Source organism: Rhizobium sp. BK112, assembly GCF_014193215.1.
GTDB classification, from domain to species: domain Bacteria; phylum Pseudomonadota; class Alphaproteobacteria; order Rhizobiales; family Rhizobiaceae; genus Rhizobium; species Rhizobium anhuiense.
The window spans coordinates 375607-396502 of record NZ_JACHYZ010000001.1 but is presented as its reverse complement, the minus strand read 5'-3'; the positions used below and the strand labels follow the sequence as shown (position 1 = coordinate 396502).

At 61.4% G+C, this 20896-nt stretch carries 22 protein-coding genes; 11 read left to right on the top strand and 11 right to left on the bottom strand.

Going from position 1 to position 20896, the window contains the following annotated elements:
* Nucleotides 1-297 precede the first annotated feature (297 nt).
* Nucleotides 298-1401, top strand: coding sequence for a redox-regulated ATPase YchF (gene ychF / locus FHT75_RS01835; protein ID WP_063474528.1), 1104 nt, complete (start codon nt 298-300; stop codon nt 1399-1401).
* A gap of 18 nt (nt 1402-1419) precedes the next feature.
* Here ychF and FHT75_RS01830 read toward each other — a convergent pair whose 3' ends face one another.
* Entirely contained in the window at nt 1420-2493 is a 1074-nt protein-coding gene (locus FHT75_RS01830; protein ID WP_063474527.1) for a hypothetical protein, read from the bottom strand.
* Nucleotides 2494-2574: 81 nt separating this feature from the next.
* Here FHT75_RS01830 and FHT75_RS01825 point away from each other — a divergent pair, with 81 nt between their 5' ends.
* Nucleotides 2575-3045, top strand: a complete 471-nt coding sequence (locus FHT75_RS01825) for a MaoC family dehydratase (RefSeq protein ID WP_063474526.1) — start codon at nt 2575-2577, stop codon at nt 3043-3045.
* A complete protein-coding gene (locus tag FHT75_RS01820) occupies nt 3042-3509 on the top strand; it encodes a MaoC family dehydratase (RefSeq protein ID WP_063474525.1) in 468 nt (155 codons plus the stop codon). Before FHT75_RS01825 ends, FHT75_RS01820 begins: the two co-directional genes overlap by 4 nt.
* 24 nt (nt 3510-3533) lie before the next feature.
* Here the strand turns inward: FHT75_RS01820 and FHT75_RS01815 are convergent, their stop codons facing one another.
* The 4 genes from FHT75_RS01815 to petA all read right to left on the bottom strand — a co-directional run bounded on the left by FHT75_RS01815 (nt 3534) and on the right by petA (nt 6974).
* Nucleotides 3534-4076, bottom strand: a complete 543-nt coding sequence (locus FHT75_RS01815) for an adenine phosphoribosyltransferase (protein WP_018243044.1) — start codon at nt 4074-4076, stop codon at nt 3534-3536.
* A gap of 114 nt (nt 4077-4190) precedes the next feature.
* Nucleotides 4191-5075: a cytochrome c1 gene (locus tag FHT75_RS01810; protein ID WP_047611264.1), complete on the bottom strand. Its 885-nt coding sequence runs from the start codon at nt 5073-5075 to the stop codon at nt 4191-4193.
* Between the two features lie 25 nt (nt 5076-5100).
* A complete protein-coding gene (locus tag FHT75_RS01805) occupies nt 5101-6381 on the bottom strand; it encodes a cytochrome b (protein ID WP_047611266.1) in 1281 nt (426 codons plus the stop codon).
* A gap of 14 nt (nt 6382-6395) precedes the next feature.
* A complete protein-coding gene (gene petA / locus FHT75_RS01800; protein WP_063474524.1) occupies nt 6396-6974 on the bottom strand; it encodes a ubiquinol-cytochrome c reductase iron-sulfur subunit in 579 nt (192 codons plus the stop codon).
* A gap of 284 nt (nt 6975-7258) precedes the next feature.
* Between petA and FHT75_RS01795 the strand changes: the two genes are divergently transcribed.
* Nucleotides 7259-8191, top strand: coding sequence for an endonuclease/exonuclease/phosphatase family protein (locus tag FHT75_RS01795; RefSeq protein ID WP_063474523.1), 933 nt, complete (start codon nt 7259-7261; stop codon nt 8189-8191).
* Here the strand turns inward: FHT75_RS01795 and FHT75_RS01790 are convergent.
* Nucleotides 8147-10060 (bottom strand): ABC transporter ATP-binding protein, encoded by a 1914-nt coding sequence (locus FHT75_RS01790; RefSeq protein WP_063474522.1) that lies wholly within the window; start codon nt 10058-10060, stop codon nt 8147-8149. The two genes, FHT75_RS01795 and FHT75_RS01790, sit on opposite strands and share 45 nt — an antisense overlap.
* Nucleotides 10061-10222: 162 nt before the next feature.
* On the opposite strand from FHT75_RS01790, the gene FHT75_RS01785 reads away from it, so the two are divergent.
* Nucleotides 10223-10453, top strand: coding sequence for a CopG family ribbon-helix-helix protein (locus tag FHT75_RS01785; RefSeq protein ID WP_028757016.1), 231 nt, complete (start codon nt 10223-10225; stop codon nt 10451-10453).
* Between the two features lie 87 nt (nt 10454-10540).
* On the opposite strand, the gene FHT75_RS01780 is transcribed toward FHT75_RS01785, so the two are convergent.
* Nucleotides 10541-12397, bottom strand: coding sequence for an ABC transporter ATP-binding protein (locus tag FHT75_RS01780; protein ID WP_028757015.1), 1857 nt, complete (start codon nt 12395-12397; stop codon nt 10541-10543).
* A 385-nt stretch (nt 12398-12782) separates the two neighbouring features.
* On the opposite strand from FHT75_RS01780, the gene FHT75_RS01775 reads away from it, so the two are divergent.
* A complete protein-coding gene (locus FHT75_RS01775; RefSeq protein WP_028757014.1) occupies nt 12783-13244 on the top strand; it encodes a tRNA (cytidine(34)-2'-O)-methyltransferase in 462 nt (153 codons plus the stop codon).
* A 215-nt stretch (nt 13245-13459) separates the two neighbouring features.
* Nucleotides 13460-15106 (top strand): Na/Pi cotransporter family protein, encoded by a 1647-nt coding sequence (locus FHT75_RS01770; protein ID WP_028757013.1) that lies wholly within the window; start codon nt 13460-13462, stop codon nt 15104-15106.
* Between the two features lie 3 nt (nt 15107-15109).
* Here the strand turns inward: FHT75_RS01770 and FHT75_RS01765 are convergent, their stop codons facing one another.
* The gene (locus tag FHT75_RS01765; RefSeq protein WP_017965345.1) at nt 15110-15370 is read right to left on the bottom strand and encodes a hypothetical protein; all 261 of its coding nucleotides are present in this window, start codon (nt 15368-15370) and stop codon (nt 15110-15112) included.
* A gap of 177 nt (nt 15371-15547) precedes the next feature.
* Between FHT75_RS01765 and hemF the strand changes: the two genes are divergently transcribed.
* From hemF to FHT75_RS01750, 3 genes are all read left to right on the top strand, one after another.
* On the top strand, nt 15548-16459 hold the full coding sequence (hemF, locus tag FHT75_RS01760; RefSeq protein ID WP_028757012.1) for an oxygen-dependent coproporphyrinogen oxidase: 912 nt from the start codon (nt 15548-15550) through the stop codon (nt 16457-16459).
* A gap of 103 nt (nt 16460-16562) precedes the next feature.
* Nucleotides 16563-16832, top strand: coding sequence for a hypothetical protein (locus tag FHT75_RS01755; protein WP_028757011.1), 270 nt, complete (start codon nt 16563-16565; stop codon nt 16830-16832).
* Nucleotides 16833-16944: 112 nt separating this feature from the next.
* Nucleotides 16945-17130: a DUF1059 domain-containing protein gene (locus FHT75_RS01750; RefSeq protein WP_010029983.1), complete on the top strand. Its 186-nt coding sequence runs from the start codon at nt 16945-16947 to the stop codon at nt 17128-17130.
* Between the two features lie 66 nt (nt 17131-17196).
* Here FHT75_RS01750 and FHT75_RS01745 read toward each other — a convergent pair whose 3' ends face one another.
* Genes FHT75_RS01745 through FHT75_RS01735 form a run of 3 tightly spaced genes read right to left on the bottom strand, consistent with a single transcriptional unit; the run spans nt 17197 to nt 19717 of the window.
* Nucleotides 17197-18450: a CCA tRNA nucleotidyltransferase gene (locus FHT75_RS01745; RefSeq protein ID WP_063474521.1), complete on the bottom strand. Its 1254-nt coding sequence runs from the start codon at nt 18448-18450 to the stop codon at nt 17197-17199.
* Entirely contained in the window at nt 18447-19097 is a 651-nt protein-coding gene (locus FHT75_RS01740; protein WP_028757009.1) for a CoA pyrophosphatase, read from the bottom strand. The genes FHT75_RS01745 and FHT75_RS01740 overlap by 4 nt, the downstream gene beginning before the upstream one ends.
* Nucleotides 19094-19717: a DUF1285 domain-containing protein gene (locus FHT75_RS01735; RefSeq protein WP_028757008.1), complete on the bottom strand. Its 624-nt coding sequence runs from the start codon at nt 19715-19717 to the stop codon at nt 19094-19096. The genes FHT75_RS01740 and FHT75_RS01735 overlap by 4 nt, the downstream gene beginning before the upstream one ends.
* 158 nt (nt 19718-19875) lie before the next feature.
* Between FHT75_RS01735 and FHT75_RS01730 the strand changes: the two genes are divergently transcribed.
* A complete protein-coding gene (locus FHT75_RS01730) occupies nt 19876-20886 on the top strand; it encodes an AAA family ATPase (protein ID WP_028757018.1) in 1011 nt (336 codons plus the stop codon).
* Nucleotides 20887-20896: the final 10 nt, after the last annotated feature.

Sequence of the window (20896 nt, the reverse complement as noted above, 5' to 3'; positions counted from 1 at the left end):
CCAGCTAATCAGTGTCGATGACGAATTTTCGACGGTCAGCCGCCACAGCTCCCGGCCTCAAACAGGCAGGATCTCGTCCCCGGCTTCGGCGCAGAGAGAAGCAATTGCATCTGCGTGGGAGTGACCTGGCATTCTGGTGAAATCCGCAATGCGTCGAAAATCTCAGTCGCATTCAAAAATAGGCCAGCACCGATCCATCGGCAAGTGAGCAGCGGTAAAAGCTCTCTAAGACTTGACCATATTGCTCCTTTATCCCATAGGCACCAGCAAGGAATTCAAGAACAGCAGGTTTTAGCCATGGGCTTCAAATGCGGCATCGTCGGTCTGCCGAACGTCGGCAAATCGACCCTCTTCAACGCGCTCACCAAGACGGCGGCTGCGCAAGCGGCAAACTATCCCTTCTGCACCATCGAGCCGAACACCGGCGAAGTCGCCGTGCCCGATCCGCGCATGCGCAAGCTTGCCGACATCGCCAAGTCGAAGGAACTGATCCCGACCCGCATCTCCTTCGTCGACATTGCCGGCCTTGTGCGCGGCGCCTCGAAGGGTGAAGGTCTCGGCAACCAGTTCCTCGCCAATATCCGCGAGGTCGATGCCATCGTCCACGTGCTGCGCTGCTTCGAAGACAGCGACATCACCCATGTCGAAGGCCGCATCAATCCCGTCGCCGATGCCGAGACGATCGAGACGGAACTGATGCTCGCCGATCTCGAAAGCCTGGAGCGCCGCACCGAGCAGACGCGCAAGCGCGCCACCAGCAAGGACAAGGATTCGATGGCGATGCTGCCGATCATGGAAGCCTCGCTGCAACTGCTCAACGAGGGCAAGCCGGTACGCACGCTGCTGTCGACGCTCGATGCCGAGGAAATCGCCATCCTCAAGGGCCTCAACCTTCTGACCTCGCATCCGGTCCTCTATGTCTGCAACGTCGCTGAGGCCGAGGCTTCGACAGGCAATGAATTCACCGAGGCTGTCGCCGTTATGGCTCGGGAACAGGGTGCCGAAACCGTCGTCATCTCGGCGGCGATCGAGGCCGAGGTCGCCCAGCTTCCCGAGGATGAAGCCAAGGAATTCCTTTCCGCCCTCGACCTTGACGAGGCGGGCCTCGACCGGCTGATCCGCGCCGGCTACAAGCTGCTCCACCTCATCACCTATTTCACCGTCGGCCCGAAGGAAACGCGGGCCTGGACGATCGAGCGCGGCACCAAGGCGCCGCAGGCCGCCGGCGTTATCCATTCGGATTTCGAACGCGGCTTCATCCGCGCCAACACCATCGCCTATGACGATTACATCAAATACAACGGCGAAGTCGGCGCCAAGGATGCCGGCAAGGCGCGTGACGAAGGCAAGGAATACGTCGTCCAGGACGGCGACGTCATCCATTTCCGCTTCAACACCTAAATAAGAAATGCTGCCGCCTTAACCAGGCGGCAGCCTGTTTGCGATTGCCGGGGGCAGTGCCCGCAGCACCAGCCGTCGCAGTGGCATCCAGCCTGTTCCGATAATGAGAACGATCGCGCCCACGACGATCAGCGTCGTGAAGATGTAGGTGTCGACAGTCGCGCTTCCGTGCCGGAAGACGCTGAAGATCGCAACACCGAGTGATAGCAGCCCCGAGGTGACGAAAGCGCGGCGATCGATGATCAGACCGATCAGCATCAGCGCCGCCACGGTCGCGACGACCACGGGGGTCTGGGCCGACATGTTCGCCAGGTCGAAGATACGGCCGCCTTCTCCTAGAGACAGCAGAGAAACGGTGCTGTAGAGCAGCGCCGGCGCCGCACCGAGATGCAGCCAGAAAGCAATATCCGAGCGCGTCGTCCGGCGCAGCCGGTCGCCGAGATCGAAATAGAGCGCCATCGCGAAGAGGCCGAGCGCGCAGACGAGGGACACCGCAGCCAGCAGGGCAAGATGGTCGACGAAAAATGCGGGATTGCCGCTTAGCCATTGCGCTAAACGTAAAAGCAGGGTGAGCACCAGGGCAAGTATCGACATGATGGCGAGCGCCAGCGTCAAGGGCACGCGATAGCGGGCATAGTAGATGCCGAGAAGGATCGGGAAGCCGGCAATGAACTGCGTGAGGTCCGCCCCTATCTCGAAGGTCCACGGCGTAAAGACACGGGACATCAGCAAAAATGTCCAGCAGAACAGCGCGATCGTCAAGCCGACGGCCGGCAGGGCGAGCCGCTGACGCCGCACGAGAATTTCCGAAAGCACGAGGATAGCGGGCGGCACCGCGTAAAGCGGCGCAAGCCCCCAGAGGCCGCCGAGCGCCACGACGACGCCGATGGTGATCAGCACGTCGTGGAAGCCGCGCACGAAACGCGGCGTCTCCGTATCCGACCAGGCCTGTCCTTCAGCCGCCATTGCCGGCTGCGCCTCGGCGACGGCCACACCGTGCGCGATCAGAAACGGCAGAAGCCGCTCTCCGGCCTCCGGCGAAATCAGTCCCTGGCGCCCCGCCTCGTCGAGTATCGACCTCAGTTCCGTCATGCCGGTTTATCTCCCCGGAATCATTGAGCCCGCGCGGATGCTATTGTAAGCATTGTGCGCTGCATATGGCGGGAGGAGCGAATGTCGGCAGAAAAGCTTTCCTTCGAGGATTTCCAGCCCGGCCGCCGCTTCGCGCTCGGCCCGAAGCTGGTGATCGCTGAGGAAATCATTGAGTTCGCAAGCGAATTCGACCCGCAGCCGATGCATCTCGATGAGGCGGCCGGCCGCGCCAGCATTCTCGGGGGGCTCGCCGCGTCCGGATGGCACACCTCTTCGATGTTCATGCGCATGATGGCCGACAGCTATGTGCTGCATTCGCTCTGCGAGGGTGCACCGGGCGTCGATCTGATGGAATGGCGCAAGCCGGTGCTTGCCGGCGACACGCTGTCTGGCCATTCGACCGTCCTCGAAGCCCGGCCGATGCGCTCGCGCGCCGGAATGGGCATCGTCAAGTTTCGTCATGAGGTCGGAAACCAGCGCGGCGAACTCGTCTGCGTCTCGGAGAATTCGGTGATGATCCGTATGCGTCCCACCTCGGAGCTGTCAGCATGAGAATGTCGGAACTTTACGCCGTCGGCGAGAAGGTCGAGATCGGCAGCTACGCCTTTACCGAAGAAAACATCATCCGTTTCGCGACGCGCTACGATCCGCAGCGTTTCCACATCGACAAGGAAGCCGCCAAAGACACGCTCTTCGGCGGCCTCTGCGCTTCGGGCTGGCACACCACGGCCGCCTGGATGCGGACCTTCCTCGCCTTTTGGGAAAGGCAGAGCGCCGCACTCGCGCAGGAGGGCCTGACGTCGCCGAACCTCGGCCCCTCGCCCGGCTTCCAGAAGTTGCAATGGCTGCGGCCGGTCTTCGCAGGCGACGTCGTCACCTATTCCGTCGCCTTCCTCGCCAGCCGGCCGCTCGCGTCGCGGCCGGGCTGGCACCTCAACACCATCCTCTGCGAGGGCGTCGATCAAAACGGCGATGCCGTAATCCGCTTCGAAAGCAGCGTGCTCGAATTCGACTGACGCTGCCGCATAGTAGCCACGGACTCAGTGACCGGAGAATTCGACCAGCGTGTGCACGACGACGCCGAGCTCTTCCAGCTTCTTGCGGCCGCCGAGATCCGGCAGATCGATGACGAAGCAGGCGCCGACCACTTCGGCGCCGATTTGGCGCAGCAGCTTCGTGGCACCCACCGCCGTGCCGCCGGTAGCGATCAGGTCGTCGACCAGGATCACCTTCTCGCCGGGCTGCACCGCATCGCGATGCATCTCCATCTCGTCGACGCCATATTCCAGGCTGTAGGCGATGCGCACGGTCTCGTGCGGCAGCTTGCCCTTCTTGCGGATCGGCACAAAGCCCGAGGAAAGCTGGTGCGCCACCGCGCCGCCGAGGATGAAGCCGCGCGCCTCCATGCCGGCGATCTTGTCGATCTTCATGCCCGCATAGGGCTGCACGAGTTCGTCGACTGCTCGGCGGAAAGCGCGGGGGTTGCCGAGCAGCGTGGTGATGTCACGGAAGATGATGCCCGGCTTGGGATAGTCGGGAATGGAGCGGATGCTGGCTGCGAGCTCCGAAGTCGTATTGTCCATGGAAAATCCATATCTGCGAGCGCATGAAACTGGCCGCACCCTATCAATTGACAGGAATGGAACCAACAAAAAAGGCGGCCTGCAAGCCGCCTTTCGAATTCCGGTAGGGAACGCTCAGTGTTCCTTGTTGGCGTAAACCGAGCGCTTCGTCAGGTAGATCAGCACCGTGAAGATCGCCAGGAAGATCATGACCATGAAGCCGGTGCGCTTGCGCTCTTCGAGATGCGGCTCGGCGGCCCACATCAGGAAGGCGGAAACGTCCCTGGAATACTGCTCGACGGTCGCCGGCGCGCCGTCGTCATAGGTCACCTGGCCGTCGGAGAGCGGCTTCGGCATGGCGAGGACGGCGGCGGCATGGAAATAAGGGTTATAATGTCCACCCTGAGGCACCTGGAAACCGGCCGGCGGCTCTTCATAGCCGGTCAGCAGCGAGTGGATGTAGTCCGGTCCGCTTTCCTGATATTGGGTGAAGATATCGAAGACGAATTGCGGGAAACCGCGCTCGACCTCGCGGGCCTTTGCGATCAACGAAAAGTCGGGCGGAGCCGCGCCATTGTTGGAAGCAGCCGCCGCTTCCGCATTGGGGAAAGGCGACGGGAAGTGATCGGAAGGGACCGCCTTGCGGGTAAACATCTCGCCGGCGGCGTTCGGGCCATCCTGGACCTCGTAATTCGCGGCGAAAGCCTTTACCTGCGCCTCGGAATAACCGAGCTCGTCGAGCATGCGGAAAGGCACAAGGTTCATCGAATGGCAGGCGGAACAGACTTCGGTATAAACTTTGAGGCCGCGCTGAAGCTGAGCCTTGTCGTAATGACCGAACGGTCCGGCAAAGCTCCATTCTTCCTCTTTCGGCTCCTTCAGCGGATAGTGCGGCGTCGCGCCTTCCTCGTGATGGGCAGGTGCTGCTCCATTCGCGGGCGCCGCTTCCTCGGCGAAGGCTGCGCTGCCGAGAACGACAGCGACGGCGAGCGGCAGAATGCTTGCAACAAGCGTTTTCATATTTCTATTCCCTTCCGTCGCGCGCTTACGCATTGGCCGCTGCACTGGCGGCAGCTGTCTTGTTGCGCTTTTCGAGCACCGCTTCGGTGATCGAGTTCGGGATACGGCGCGGCGTTTCCACCAGGCCTAGAACTGGCATCGCGACCAGGAAGAAAGCGAAGTAGAGGAGTGTGCAGATCTGCGAGATCGTGGTGAACAGCCCTTCCGCCGGCTGCGAACCGAGCCAGCCGAGGATGATCGCATTGATCACGAACAGCCAGTAGAACAGCTTGTACCAGGGGCGGTAGACGGCCGAACGGACCTTCGAGGTATCGAGCCACGGCAGGAAGAACAGCACGATGATCGCGCCGAACATCACCAGCACGCCGCCGAGCTTGGAGTCGATCGGGCCGATGTTGAAGGTGATCGAGCGCAGCATCGCGTAGAAGGGCAGGAAGTACCATTCCGGAACGATGTGGGCCGGCGTCTTCAACGGGTCGGCCGGGATGTAGTTGTCGGCATGGCCGAGGAAGTTCGGCAGGTAGAAGACGAAATAGGCATAGACCAGCAGGAAGACCGAAACGCCGAGCGCATCCTTCATCGTCGCATAGGGCGTGAAGCGAACCGTGTCGGTCTTCGTCTTGACCTCGACGCCCGTCGGGTTGGTCTGGCCGACGACATGCAGCGCCCAGATGTGCAGGACGACGACGCCGGCGATCATGAAGGGCAGCAGGTAGTGCAGCGAGAAGAAGCGGTTCAGCGTCGGCTGGTCGACGGCAAAGCCGCCGAGCAGGAACTGCTGGATCCATTCGCCGACCAGCGGGAAAGCCGAGAAGAAGCCGGTAATGACCGTCGCACCCCAAAAGGACATCTGGCCCCAGGGCAGGACGTAGCCCATGAAACCGGTCGCCATCATCAGGAGGTAGATGACCACGCCAAGGATCCAGAGGATTTCGCGCGGCGCCTTGTAGGAGCCGTAGTAAAGACCGCGGGCGATGTGCAGGTAGACGGCGACGAAGAAGAAGGATGCACCGTTGGCATGCATGTAGCGCAGCAGCCAGCCGTGGTTGACGTCGCGCATGATCTTTTCAACGGAGTTGAAGGCGATCGTCGTGTCGGCGGCGTAGTGCATGGCGAGCGTGACACCCGTCAGGATCTGCACCACCAGCATGACGGCGAGCATGGCGCCGAAGGTGTAGGCATAGTTCAGGTTACGCGGAACCGGATAGGCGATGAAGCTGTCATAGACCATGCGCGGCAGCGGAAGGCGCGCATCGACCCATTTCTCGAGGCCGGTTGATGGCTCGTAGCTGGAATGGCCACTCATTAATCAGTCTCCCCTCAACCGATCTTGATTTTGGTATCGGACAAAAATGAAAAGGTCGGAATCGCCAGGTTCTGCGGCGCAGGACCCTTACGAATACGGCCGGCCGTGTCGTAGACCGAGCCATGGCAGGGACAGAACCAACCATTGTATTCGCCGGCCTGGCCGAGCGGCACGCAGCCGAGATGTGTGCAGGTGCCGATCATGACGATCCAGTTTTCCTTGCCCTTGCCGCCCGAACGGTCAACACCCGTTGCCTGAGCGTCGACAGGAAGGTTTGCATTGCGCGCGACCGGATCCTTGAGGTCCGACAGCGGAACATCGGCTGCGGCCGTCACTTCTTCCGGGGTACGGTTACGGATGAAGATCGGCTTGCCGCGCCATTTGACCGTCAGCGACATGCCGGGCTCGAGGCTGGCAACGTCGACTTCGATGGAGGCGAGAGCGAGCGTCGAAGCATCAGGACGCATCTGATCGATGAACGGCCAAGCGACCGAAACGGCGCCGACGGCGCCTGCCATACCAGTGGTGAGATAAAGGAAATCACGGCGAGTGGGTTCGCCCATGCCCTCGCTTGTCGTTTCGTGTTCGCTCACGGCTAACATCCTCTGCGCAATTTTCGCGGAATTCCGCCCTACCCCCTCTACCGGCGAATCTCTCTGGACACAATTCGGCCATAGATTCCCCGGCAATCCGGCGCGTTCTATGCTTGATCGCAAATTATGTCCAGCCTTGACAAGGGGATGAGGGCACAATGTCGCGGGAAATTTCGGATGAATTTTTTAAGGCAAACACGCGCTCGCCATTATGTTGCATTGCAACAAAAAAGCCGGCGTGATAGGCGCAGTCACAACCACGCCAGCGAGCCGGACCGGAGCGGATGAGAGACACGATTTTTTGCGTATTCAGCGTCCTCACCACCCTCGTCCTCGCCATCGTCTCTCTGCGCTATGTCAAAGATTTCTACCTGCTTTCCTTCTTTTACAGCTTCCAGCTCCATCTGGCGGCGGCCGCGGCGGCCGCCTCGATCGCGGCCCTTCTCGTCAAGCGGCACTGGTATGGGTTTCTGACGCTCGGCGTATCGCTGGTTCTTGCCGTCCACGGCGCCGTGATGATGCGCGAATTCGTCGAGCCCGCGGTCGATCAAAGCCGCCCGGTCCTCTTCAAGCTGATGTCCTTCAATATCGAGAACGATAATTTCGCGAACGGGGCAGCGATCGCCGACATGGCCATTGCCTCAGGCGCCGACGTCGTCAACATCCTGGAGGCCGAACCGCTGCTGTCGGAATTGCCGCGGCTGTTGAAGACCTACCCTTATTACATCGGCTGCGGTGTCGGCATGGAGCAATGCGATACGCTGGTCCTGTCGAAGCGCCCGCTTATCGAACCTCGTATCCGCAGCCTCGGGCTCCTATGGCGCAACCGGCTGACGATCTCGACGATCGATTTCGACGGCCAGAAGGTCAATTTCCTCGCCGCGCACCTGACCAAACCCTATTACGACGAATTCCACGGCCTTGAGATCGCAGACCTCGCGGAGATTATCCCTTCCCTGCCGGGACCGCTCGTTCTTGCCGGTGATTTCAATACGTCGATTCTGGCGCCCGACGTGCAGTATCTCATGCGCAGCCAGGGCCTGGGCACGGCATCGCTGGAGCCGGCGACATGGCCAATCCGCGCCGGTGCTTTCGGCATTCCGATCGATCATATCTTCAGCAGGGCGCCCCTGCGGCTGAAATCGGTCCGCCGCATCGAGGACAGTTTCGGATCAAACCATTTTGGCCTCATGGCGGAATTCGTCGTCGACCCTTGAGCCCACATCCTCGTCCGTCGCGAGGAAGCCGCCGGACTGGCGTGCCCAAAGTTCGGCATAGAGCCCGCCGCGGCGAAGCAGTTCGTCATGGCTGCCCTCCTCGATGATCCGGCCGAGATCGACGACGATCAGCCGGTCGAGTGCGGCGATCGTCGACAGCCGATGGGCGATCGCAAGCACCGTCTTGCCTTCCATGATCCGGTGGAGATTGGACTGGATCGCTTCCTCCACCTCCGAATCGAGCGCCGACGTCGCCTCGTCGAGAACAAGGATCGGGGCATCCTTCAGCATGACGCGGGCAATGGCGATGCGCTGGCGCTGCCCGCCAGACAGTTTGACGCCGCGCTCTCCGACATGCGCATCGAAACCTCTGCGGCCCTGCTGATCCTGCAGGCGGGCGATGAAGTCGATGGCTTCGGCGCGCTTGGCCGCCTCGACCAGCCCCTCCTCGCCGGCATCCGGCCGTCCGAACAGGATATTGTCACGCACCGAACGGTGCAGCAGCGAAGTGTCCTGGCTGACGACGCCGATCTGCATCCTGAGCGATTCCTGCGTCACGGCTGCAATATCCTGGCCGTCGATGAGAATGCGGCCGTCCTGGATGTCGTAGAGTCTTAGAAGCAGGTTCATCAGGGTCGACTTCCCCGCGCCCGAACGGCCGACGATTCCGACCTTTTCGCCCGGTCGGATGGTCAGAGAGAAATTCTCGACGACCGGCTGATGACCCTTGCCGTAGCGGAAGGAAACATTGTCGAAGCGGATGCCGGGATGCCGGATCACCAGGTTTTTGGCATCGGCCCGGTCGACGAGCCCCAGCGGCTGCGAGATCAGCTCGGCGGCGTTCTGGATGGTGCCGAGATTGCGCATGATGCCGTTGAACTGCGTCATCAGCCGTCCGAGCAGGAAATTCAGGCGGAGCACCAGCGCCAACGAGAATGCCACAGCACCGGAACTGACCAGGCCGCGCAGCCACAAATCGACGCTCAGCCCCGCCATCGTCACGATCATCAGGCCGGAGAGCAGCGCCATGGAGGCCCTGACACCAGTGATGAACCGCGTGAAACGCAGCACCGTATCCTGATAGATATCGAAGCCCTGCCGCATATAGCGGTCGCTCTCCTCATCGCGCGCAAACAGCTTCAACGTCTGCATGTTGCTGTAGGAATCGACCATCCGGCCATTCAGCATCGATCCGGCTTCCGCCGTTTCGCGGGAATGATGGCGAATTCGCGGAACGAAGTGGCGGGCAAGCAGGCTGAAGGCGCCAAGCCAGAACAGCACGACGGCGGCAAGGGAGAAGTCCAGCCGGGCGACGAGCACGAGCGTCGTTACGGCATAGATGCCGACGAACCAGACGCTTTCCATCAGCGAGGTGACGAGATCACCGGTTGCCTGCCCGGCCGACCAGACCTTGGTGACGATACGTCCGGAGAAATCGCTCTGAAAGAACGATAAAGACTGGCGGGAGACATGGAGATAGGACTGCCAGCGTGCTAGATTATAGAAACCAGGCGTGATCACCTGCTGATCGACGAGCGCGATCAGGAAGGCGACGACGAAGCGCACACCCCCGATGAGGGCGAGCATGCCGAACAGTTCGCCGCCATGGGCTGCGAGAAGTCCGCTCCAGCCGGCGCCGGGCTTGATACTGCCGAGGATATCGACCAGCCGGCCGACGAACCAGAAGAGCGCCGCCTCGATTGCCGCCGATGTCCCGCCGAGAACGAGCATGGCGATGAACGGCATCCTCGCCTGGCCGATATAGAACCAGACGAAGCCGAGCGTCGAACGCGGGGGCTGGAGATTGGCGCGTGGACGGAACGGATCGATCCAGGTTTCGAACAGGCGGAGGATGGGGCGCAGGAACATAGAAGCGATATAGGCGGATTGAGGGGAGCGGCAAAGAGAATGAAAAGCGGACGCAAGCTTATATTTTTGTAATAAACGATAACATCGGCGGCATCGCCATTGACTGCCCCCGAACCCGTCACAATCTGACGTTATGATCGCGTGTCACCGGAGAGAAGGTCCATGGAAACGAAAATGCTCGATGCGCATATTCCGCTTCCGCTTGCAGAGAGGCTGGATGCCCTGGCCATCGACCTGGCGCAGCCGCGCGACGAAATCGTCACCGAGGCCATCACCGCATGGATCGACCAGGAGGAGCGCCGCCGCATCACGGCGCTGCGCACGATCGCCGCCGCCAACACCATCGTCCTGATCGAACATCACCGCGCGATCGACTGGGCCGACAGCCTTTGAACGGATAGCAAACGCGCCGGCAAATTCGAAGCAACCCTGAGAATTCAAGAGGCTCTCCCCGCTTTCGCAGGGAGGGCCTCTTTCATCTTATTCCGCAGCCTCTTCCGCTTCCTCGGCGTGATCGGAGAGGAAGCCGCCGGACTGGCGGTTCCAGAGGTCGGCATAGATACCGCCGCCCTCGATCAGTTCGCTGTGCGAGCCGGCCTCGATGATCCGGCCCTTGTCGAGCACGATCAGCCGGTCCATCTCCGTCAGCGTCGAAAGCCGGTGGGCGATCGCGATCACCGTCTTGCCCTCCATCAGGGCAAAGAGGTTCTCCTGGATTGCCGCTTCGACTTCCGAATCGAGCGCCGAAGTTGCCTCGTCGAGCACCAGGATCGGCGCGTCCTTCAGGAAAACGCGGGCGATCGCGATGCGCTGCCGCTGACCGCCAGACAGCTTGACGCCGCGTTCGCCGACCTGCGCGTCGAGCCCCTCGCGGCCCTGCATGTCGACGAGGCCTTCGATGAACTCCCAGGCATTCGCACGTTTGGCGGCCTCGATTATCTCGACGTCCGAGGCATCGGGACGGCCATAGGCGATGTTGTCGCGGATCGAGCGATGTAGCAGCGACGTATCCTGCGTCACCACGCCGATCAGCGAGCGCAGGCTTTCCTGCGAGACGCCGGCGATGTCCTGCCCGTCGATGGTGATGCGGCCGGCCTCCAGGTCGTAGAAGCGCAGCAGCAGGTTCATCAGCGTCGTCTTACCGGCGCCCGAGCGGCCGACCAGGCCGACCTTCTCGCCCGCCTTGATGTCGAGCGACAGATTGTCGATGACACCCTTGCTCTTGCCGTAGTGGAAGCGGATGCGGTCGTAGTGGATCGCGCCCTTCTTCGCCGTCAAGGTGGGCGCGCCCGGCTTGTCGACGATGTCGTGTTGCTTGCTCATCATCTCCATGCCGTCATAGACCGTGCCGATATTCTCGAACAGCGCCGAGACTTCCCACATGATCCATTGCGACATGCCGTTGACGCGCATGGCAAGACCAATGGCGATGGCGATGGCGCCGACGGAGATCGCTCCGTTCAGCCAGAACCAGATCGACAGGCCCGAAATGACGAAGAGCGCAACGCAGTTGTTCAGATAGACGCTGATGTGGAAGAGCGTCACCTTGCGCATCTGCTTGTGCACGGTCTGCAGGAACTCATCCATGCCCTCCTTGGCATAGACCTCCTCGCGGCCCGCATGCGAAAACAGCTTGACGGTGGCGATATTCGTATAGCTGTCGACCACGCGCCCCGTCATCATCGAGCGCGCATCCGCCTGGGCGGCCGCGATCTTGCGAAGCCGTGGCACGAAATAGGCGACGATGCTGATATAGACGGCGAGCCAGACGAGGATCGGGATCATCAGCCGCCAGTCGGCCGCTGCGATGACGATGATCATCGTCAGGAAGTACGTCACGACATAGACGAAGACGTCGAGGATCTTCATCACCGTCTCGCGCACGGCGAGCGACGTCTGCATCACCTTGGTGGCGACACGCCCGGCAAACTCGTTGGCGAAGAACGACATGCTGTGGCGCAGCAGGAAGCGGTGCATCTGCCAGCGTGCGATCATCGGATAATTGCCGAGCATCATCTGATGCATGATGAGAGAATCGAGCCCCGCCGTCAGCGGCAGACCGACCAGCACAAGCGCCGCCATCCAGAAAAGCTTGTGACCCTCCGTCTGCAGGAAGGTGGCGCGGTCGGCATTGGTCAGCCAGTCGACGATGTCGCCCAGGAACTGGAACAGCGCCACTTCGCCGACGGCGATCAGCGCTGTCAGCAGCGCCATCAGGCCGAGCCAGGGGGCTGCCGGCTTGCTGTAATGCCAGCAGAAGGCAAAGAGACCCTTCGGCGGGGCGACAGGCTCCTCGCTCGGAAAGGGATTGAGTCGCTGTTCGAACCAGCCAAACATGAAATTGCTCCGAAACGTCAGCGTTTCGGCTCCCGGCTTCGCGCCATCCCAGCGCCATGCAAGCACATATGGGAACCGAACGTTCAAGGGGCGAGGCCGAAACAGCCGCACAATGGATCAAAAGGGGGATTTCAGAAAGAAATGCGCACTAGCGGCGGCGTGTCGCCTTAATCGGCATCACGGCGGGAAGGCGCATATCGAGCAAAATATTCATTGTGACCCTCCCTGCTGGCGATTGAAGATAGGCATGGATAACGCGAAAACCGCGAAAATTCCAGCCCTGTATTGCCGTAAATTGAACGTTTCCTGGTCAAAACGCGCCCTGTTGCGCCGAAATCACAGTTGCATTAGGCCTTTGACGGCGAAAGCGGAAAGACGGCGCATCATGACTTTACTCAGACTGGCACTCTATCAGCCGGATATTCCTGGCAATACCGGCACGATCCTGCGCCTTGCCGCCTGCCTTGGCTTCGCGGTCGATTTGATCGAGCCCGCCGGCTTCGATGTGTCCGACCGCAACCTGAAACGGGCCGGCATGGATTATATCGCCGCCGCGGCCCTCACCCGCCATGTCAATTGGGACCGCTTCGAAGCGTGGCGCCTGACCACCGGCGGCCGCCTGATCCTCGCCTCGACCAAGGCGGCGGAGCGCTACACTGATTTTGCCTTCCGCCCGGACGATATCCTGCTCTTCGGCCGCGAAAGCGCCGGCGTGCCGGATCAGGTCCATGAAGCAGCCGATGCACGCATCCTGATCCCAATGGTCGACGGCCAGCGCTCGATCAACGTCGCTGTTTCGGCCGCCATGATCGTCGGTGAGGCAATGCGCCAAACCGTCTGGACCTGACGAACGCGGCGCCGGCGGAGCAAAGCCTGCGGAATTGCCGATCCGCTCCAGAATATGTCGCAAAATAGCGTTGTCTATCTGTGAAACCAGCGTATATTTATTAGCCGGGCAATCAAAAATTCAATATTGGCCTCCATGATTTCAATAAGTTGGAATAGCTATGCGAGGAAAGCAGCACTTCTCCAGATCTGTGAAAGAAGAATAAAAACAACAAAATGGACTCTACAATCATCATGATCAACCTGTTCGGCGCCGTGGCTCTGCTGCTGTTCGGCCTCGCGCAGGTAAAGGATGGCGTATCCAGAGCCTTCGGAGCCCGCCTCAGAACGGGTCTGGCGACCGGTACGCGCGGCAGTCTTCGTTCTTTCCTGTCGGGTCTCGTTGCAACGGTCGCGCTGCAGAGTTCGACGGCAACGGCGCTGATGACCGCCTCCTTCGTCGAACGTGACCTGATCAAGCCGCGCATGGCGCAGATCGTTCTGCTCGGCGCCAATGTCGGTACCGCGATCACAGCCTGGATCGTCGCCACCGGCATCGAATGGCTTTCCCCGCTTCTGATCCTCGCCGGCATCGTGCTTTACCGCGGCCGCTCCAGCACCAGCCAGGGCGGCGGCACGGCGCTGATCGGCATCGGGCTGATGCTGCTGTCGCTGCACCTTCTCGGCCTTGCGACGGAGCCCATGCGCGCCTCTCCCGCCCTTGCGGCCTTCATCGGCCTGCTGGACGGCGCCCTGCCCGTGGCAATGATCGTCTCGGCGGCACTCGCCTTTGCGTCCTCGTCGAGTCTTGCGGTGGTGGTGCTCATCCTGTCGCTTGCCTCGGCCGGCGTGGTCTCTGCCGAACTCGTCATCGTGCTCGTGCTCGGCGCCAATCTCGGCGGTGCGATACCGCCTGTGGTCGCGACATTGTCCGGCCCGGCTTCGGCGCGGCGCGTCACTCTCGGCAATCTCGCCATCCGCACGCTCGGCTGTCTCATCGCCCTGCCGCTGGCGGGCTACGGTGCGGAACTCATCCAGATGCTGCCCTTTGGCCCGGCCAAGCTGCCGGTCGATGCGCATCTTGCCTTCAACCTTCTGCTGGCAGCAGTTGCCTGGCCATTCTCCAGGCCGCTCGCCGCCCTGATGGCCAGGCTGGTGCCGGATCAGGCCGAGCCTGACAGTGCCCCGAAATATCTGGATGCGCAGGAGCTTTCGACGCCGGTCGTGGCCCTCGCCAGCGCCACCCGCGAAGTGCTCGGCGTCGGCGACCTGATCGAGCGCATGCTGATCCGGGTCTCCGAAGCCTTCGAGCGCAACGACGCATCCAAGCTTGCCGAGATCCCCGCCCTCGAAGAGCGCGTCGACCGACTGCAGCAGGCAGTGAAGGTCTATCTCTCCAGACTTGGCCGCGAGGGTCTCAGCGATGAGAACGCCCGCCGCTCGATCGTCGTCATCGACTATGCGATCAACCTCGAACATATGGGCGACATCATCGAGAAGGGCCTGTTGGAGCAGGTGACGAAGAAGATCTCGCTTGGCCTGAAATTCTCCGAGGACGGTCATCAGGAACTGCGCAAGTTGTTCGATCTGACGATCGACAATCTGCGCGTCGCCCAGACGATCTTCGTCACCCGCGATTTCAATCTCGCGCGTCAGATGATGGAGGTGAAGGTCGAGGTGCGCCGGATGGAAAAACAATCTGCCGAGCGCCACCTCGAACGTCTGCGCGATGGCCGCGCCGACAGCCTGCAGACGAGTTCGCTGCATCTCGACATGCTGCGCGACCTGAAGCGCATCAACGCCCACATCGTCTCCGTCGCGCATCCAATCATGGATGAAAGCGGCCTCTTGATCGAAAGCCGCGTACGCACCACTGCGAAGTGACGATCAGTCGGCCGAAGGCAGGCGGCGCATGGTGAATTCGATCTGGTCGCCGTCGAGCTGGCGCCAGCTTTCCACCTCGGTCCAGTAGGCGGCTTTCGGATATTCGTCGAACCATTCGCGCGCCTTGGCCCGCGCGTCCATGAGGCCGAGGCAATATGTCTCACGCACGAAATGGTCCTTCTTGCGCGGAGGATTTTCCGCCCGATGTCTCGCTATCCTGCGCTTCAGCCCATCGAAGGATGGAGGTCCTGGAACTTTTTTCATCTAACCTACCTCTTGGGAAAAGGTAGTATCGAAATACTTGATTTGCGAGTCGAATCTCGGAAGCGCCCAGCCGTGCTTGGCCACGCTTGGCGAGATGCTGCGCCAACTGCTAATCATGGCGCGCAATCAAGAATGAGCGAGTCGCTTCCACAGCGGATGTGACCGCCGGAGGCGCAAATGGAAAGACCGGAACTGCCGATCGGCTTGCCTGACGATATCGAAGAGAAGAAGGCTGCCGCCCGCAATTGGTTCGAGGGATTGCGCGATACGATCTGCGCCTCCTTCGAAGCCATCGAAGACGAATTGGAAGGGCCGCTCTCCGACCAGGAACCCGGCCGCTTCGTCGCCAAGGACTGGTCACGCGAAAACGGCGCCGGCGGCGGTGGCCGGATGTCGATGATGGAAGGCCGCGTCTTCGAAAAGGTCGGCGTCCACACCTCCACCGTTCACGGCGAATTCTCCCCGGATTTCCGGACGCAGATACCAGGTGCCAAGGATGATCCGCGTTTCTGGGCCTCGGGCATCTCGCTGATCGCCCACCCCGTGAACCCCAACGTTCCCGCCGTGCATATGAACACCCGCATGGTGGTCACATCAAGCCGCTGGTTCGGCGGCGGCGCCGACCTGACGCCGGTGCTGTCGCGCCGCCGGACCCAGGAGGACGAGGACAGCCAGCTCTTCCACAAGGCGATGGAGATCGCCTGCCGCAATCACGCCGTCGCCGATTACGATGCCTACAAGGCCTGGTGCGACGAATATTTCTTCCTGAAGCACCGCAATGAGGCCCGCGGCATCGGCGGCATCTTCTACGACTGGCTGCATTCGAGCGAGGAAGCCGGCGGCTGGAACGCCGATTTCGCCTTCACGCGCGATGTCGGCCGGGCCTTCGCCATGGTCTATCCGAAGATCGTTCGCTCCAACTTCAACAAGTTGTGGACAGAGGCCGATCGCGACGAACAATTGATCCGCCGGGGCCGCTACGTCGAATTCAATCTGCTGTATGATCGCGGCACGATCTTCGGCTTGAAGACCGGCGGCAATGTGGAATCCATTCTCTCCTCGCTGCCCCCCGTCGTCCGTTGGCCGTGAGACTGTGATATCTCATCGATAAATTCGAGTTGATAGACCTTCACGAAAATTCAGCGCGTCCTAACTTTATATGTATGTGCGTAACAATCGGAGGAGGATTGTCATGACGATACAAAGTGGCTCGCCTACGTCCACGGATGTCCAGGAAACATCCCGCACGATCGACACATCCGAGTTTTTGACGCGCATCGCGGAGAAACTGCGGGCCAAGAGCGGCTCGGATTTGCCGCTGTCCTGCTTCATCGAGCAGGTCAAGCTGCAACTGGCCGGTGGGAAATCACCGGAACAGCTGCAGAACGAAGCCGCGGCCGCCAACAGCAACATGCCCGGCCAGCTTTCGGATACCTACAAAGCCTGGGCGATGCCCGACTGAAAGACCTTCTCCGGTCGTCATCTTATGCCGGCCGGAACCTTCTCCTCCTCCGCACATTCATCAATCGCGTGAAAGCGCGATGGCCGTTGCGTTTCAGACAGAGGAGAAAACCATGCGACTTTTCGAATGCGGCACGCTCGTTCCCGGCTGCGCTTGGCACACCCGGGCGGATAATGACGCAGAAGTGGTTCGCCGCGCCGTCGAGCACCTGAAGACGGCCCACGGCGAAACGACCATACGCGAAAACATGGTTGATAACATCAAGGCCCGCATCCGCGACGAAGCGACCGCCGCCTAATAGCTGGGCGAGTATCGATATCAACGACCAAAGTCGCCGCATCCGACGGATGCGACGCCGGATTGCCTATTGCACGCGTTCCTGCAGCCGGACGAGCAGTTCCGCCCGGTCGGAGGCGAAATTTTCCTCCACCCACTGGTTTTCCAGGCCGGCAAGCAATTCGCCGACGCGCGGGCCGGACGCCACTCCCGCCGAAATCACGTCGCCGCCGTTCAGCGGAAACTGCGGCTTCTTCCAATGCATTGCCTTGTCCAGCAGCTTGCTGAGCCGCGCCGACCGCGCCATTTCGTCGAAATCGCCTTCAGCCTTGCCGCGTGCCACCGCAAGCGCCAGCTTCAGCCGCGTCGTGATGCCGTCGGCGCCGTTGCGGTAAAGCAGCCTTTCGAAGGCGGCCGGCGACATCTCGTCATTGACGGGCGCTGCCATTGCCCAGGCCTTGAGAGTGGCCGCTTCCGCATTCGAGAGCTTGAGCCGGGCCGCAAGCGCCTCCACGCGCCCCGCGTCAGGCGGCACGATCGCCGCAAGGCGCAGCAACGGATCGGGCGTCCAGCCGAGCGCCTTTTCGGTGGTGATCAGCGATGGGATCGCATCGATGCCCCATCGTTCCGATTCCGGCAGGATTTCCGTCAACACGGCCACCTGCCGCATCCAGAGCAGCGCCCGGCCAGGATCGGCAGCACCGAGCAGCTTTCGCAATTCCGACCAGACGCGTTCTGCCGAAAGCATCTTCAGTTTTGAACGCGCTGCCGAACAGGCCTTCAGCCCCTCGGCGTCCGGCCGTCCTGACCCGTAATAGGCAAAGAAGCGGAAAAAACGCAGGATGCGCAGATGATCTTCGGCAATACGCCTTGCGGCATCGCCGATGAAGCGGATGTTGCGCGTCTTAATGTCGGCAAGTCCGCCGACGAGATCCACCACCTCGCCGTCGGCATCGGCGTAAAGCGCGTTGATCGTCAGATCCCGCCGTTCGGCATCTGCCTTCCAGTCGGTGCTGAAAGCAACCTTGGCATGGCGTCCGTCGGTCTCGATGTCGGTGCGAAGCGTCGTCACCTCGAAGGGTTTGCCGTCGATGACGAGCGTCACTGTGCCGTGCTGCAGGCCGGTTGGTACCGCCTTGATGCCCGCCGCCGCTGCCCGCTCGATCACCGCCTCCGGTCTGAGCGTCGTGGCGATGTCGACATCGCTGACCGGCAGGTCCATCAGGCTGTTGCGCACCGCGCCGCCGACCACCCGTCCTTCCCCGCTATCGGCGTTGAGAAGTGCGAAGATCCGGCCGAGTGCCGGGTCGCGGAACCATGCTTGGTCGGCAAGGCCGGTCATGCATAAAGCCTTTCGTAAAGCGTGCGGACGATGCCGGCGGTGATGCCCCAGATCATTCTGGTTTCATAGGGCACGCGGTAGAAATGTCGGTCGATCCCGTCGATGACACGCCTGTCGCGGGTGTGATTGGCAGGATCCATCAGGAAGGAAAGCGGCACCTCGAACACGTCGTCCACCTCGGTCGGGTTCAGCGTCAGCGCGAAGCCCGGCGTGACGACGCCGAGCACAGGCGTGATGCGGAAGCCCGTCGAGGCAAGATAATTCGGCAAGCGACCGACGGTTTCGACGAAGGAACCGGCCAGGCCGATCTCCTCTTCCGTCTCGCGGATCGCCGCCATTTCGGGCGAGACATCTGCAGGATCGATCGAACCGCCGGGAAAGGCGATCTGCCCGGAATGTTTGCGCAGCGTCGCCGTGCGCTTGGTGAAGATCACCTGCGCCTCCTCGCCGTCGTCGACGACGGGCACCAGCACGGCGGCGTCGCGCAGCTTGAAGGTTTCGACTTCGGCGACGATATCGGGGTTGAGGATATGGTCCCCGTGATCGCGCCAGGCATGATCGACCGGCCCGCCATTCTGGTTGAGCGCACGGCGACGGAATTCGGCTGCTGAGAACAGCGGATAACGTTGGGTAATTGCATCATTCATCGGGAAAGCGCATCCAGTTCGTCGGCCGGCATGACCGGGAAGACCTCGCCCGCGGAGCGGATCGCAAACATCGCGCGCCCTCCCACGTCGAAAGTCTCGCCGAGCGCGACCAGTTCATACATCACCGCACGCGACACCAGCGCCTCCAGCCGCCCGCGCACATGCAGATAGGGTTTCAGTTCGGCGTTGCCGTCCGCAATGGCAAAACGCAGCCGATGGTCTCCTCCCGCCTCCACGACATCGCCGACATTGGTACGGAAGGTCAGCACCTGCTGACCCTCTCGGTCCGTCACGCTCATCTCCACGGCGGTGAAAGGCGCGTCGACGACCCTTATCCCGACCTTTTCCACAGGAGTTACGAGATAGGTCTTCTTATCATCGTCCTTCCTCAAAACCGTCGAAAACAGCCGCACCAGCGCCGGCCGACCGATCGGCGTGCCCATGTAGAACCAGGTGCCGTCGGCCTTGATTTCCATGTCGATATCGCCGCAAAAAGGCGGATTCCACCGCTCGACCGGCGGTAAGCCGCGTTTTTCTCCGCCACTTTCGTCAGATGCACGCGAAATCAGTGCGGCAAGTCCCGCCGCATCCGCCTGTCCGCTGATTTCCTCGGCTGCCATTCTTCCGTCCCGGTTTGTCCTTAACGAAGTGAAGTCACGAGATAGTCATTCGCAACGAACTTGTCAGCCCGTCTCATCTCCATAACTCTATCGGGTATGAGGCACATGTATAAGTCCGCCGATTCGCTGCCGAATGATTTCAGCCGTTGGAGATGCCCGTGGGTATGATGAAGACCGAATCCAGCCTCGATGAAAAGGCGATCGTCGCCGCCGCCGAAAAGGCGCTCTCCGATATCGCCGCCATCCGCGCGGAAGTCTCGAAGGTGATCTTCGGTCAGGAAAGCGTCGTCGAAAACACCATCCTCGCCGTGCTCTCCGGTGGCCATGCCCTGCTTGTCGGCGTTCCCGGTCTTGCCAAAACCAGGCTGGTGACGACGCTCGGCGAGGTGCTCGGCCTTGCCGCCAACCGCATCCAGTTCACGCCGGACCTGATGCCCTCGGATATTCTCGGCTCCGAGGTGATGGACCAGGACGACAGTGGACGCCGCTCCTTCCGTTTCGTCAAGGGCCCGGTCTTCGCCCAGCTCCTGATGGCCGACGAGATCAACCGCGCCTCGCCACGTACCCAGTCGGCTCTTCTGCAATCCATGCAGGAATATCACATCACGATCGCCGGCCAGCGCTATGACCTGCCGGCGCCCTTCCATGTGCTCGCCACCCAGAACCCGCTCGAGCAGGAAGGCACCTATCCCCTGCCCGAAGCCCAGCTCGACCGCTTCCTGCTGCAGGTCGACGTCAACTATCCCGAACTTGCCGCTGAGCGGCAGATCCTGCTCGAAACGACGGGCCTGGGCGAAACCCGGCCGGAAGCCATCATCGATGCGCAGCGGTTGATCGAGATCCAGACCCTGGTGCGCCAGATGCCGGTGAGCGACACGGTTGTCGACGCCATCCTGGCGCTGGTGCGTTCGGCCCGTCCCGGACAGGGCAATGCCTCGACCGACAAGAACGTCGCCTGGGGTCCAGGCCCGCGCGCCGGCCAGGCAATGATGCTCTGCGCGCGTGCCCGCGCCCTTTACGAAGGCCGTCTCGCACCGTCTCTGGACGATATTTTCGCGCTCGCCGAACCCATTCTCCAGCACCGCATGGCGCTGACTTTCGCCGCCCGCGCCGAAGGCATGTCGGTGCGCGACGTCATCGCCGGACTGGTCAAGCAGGCAAAGGGATAAGGAAGCCGGA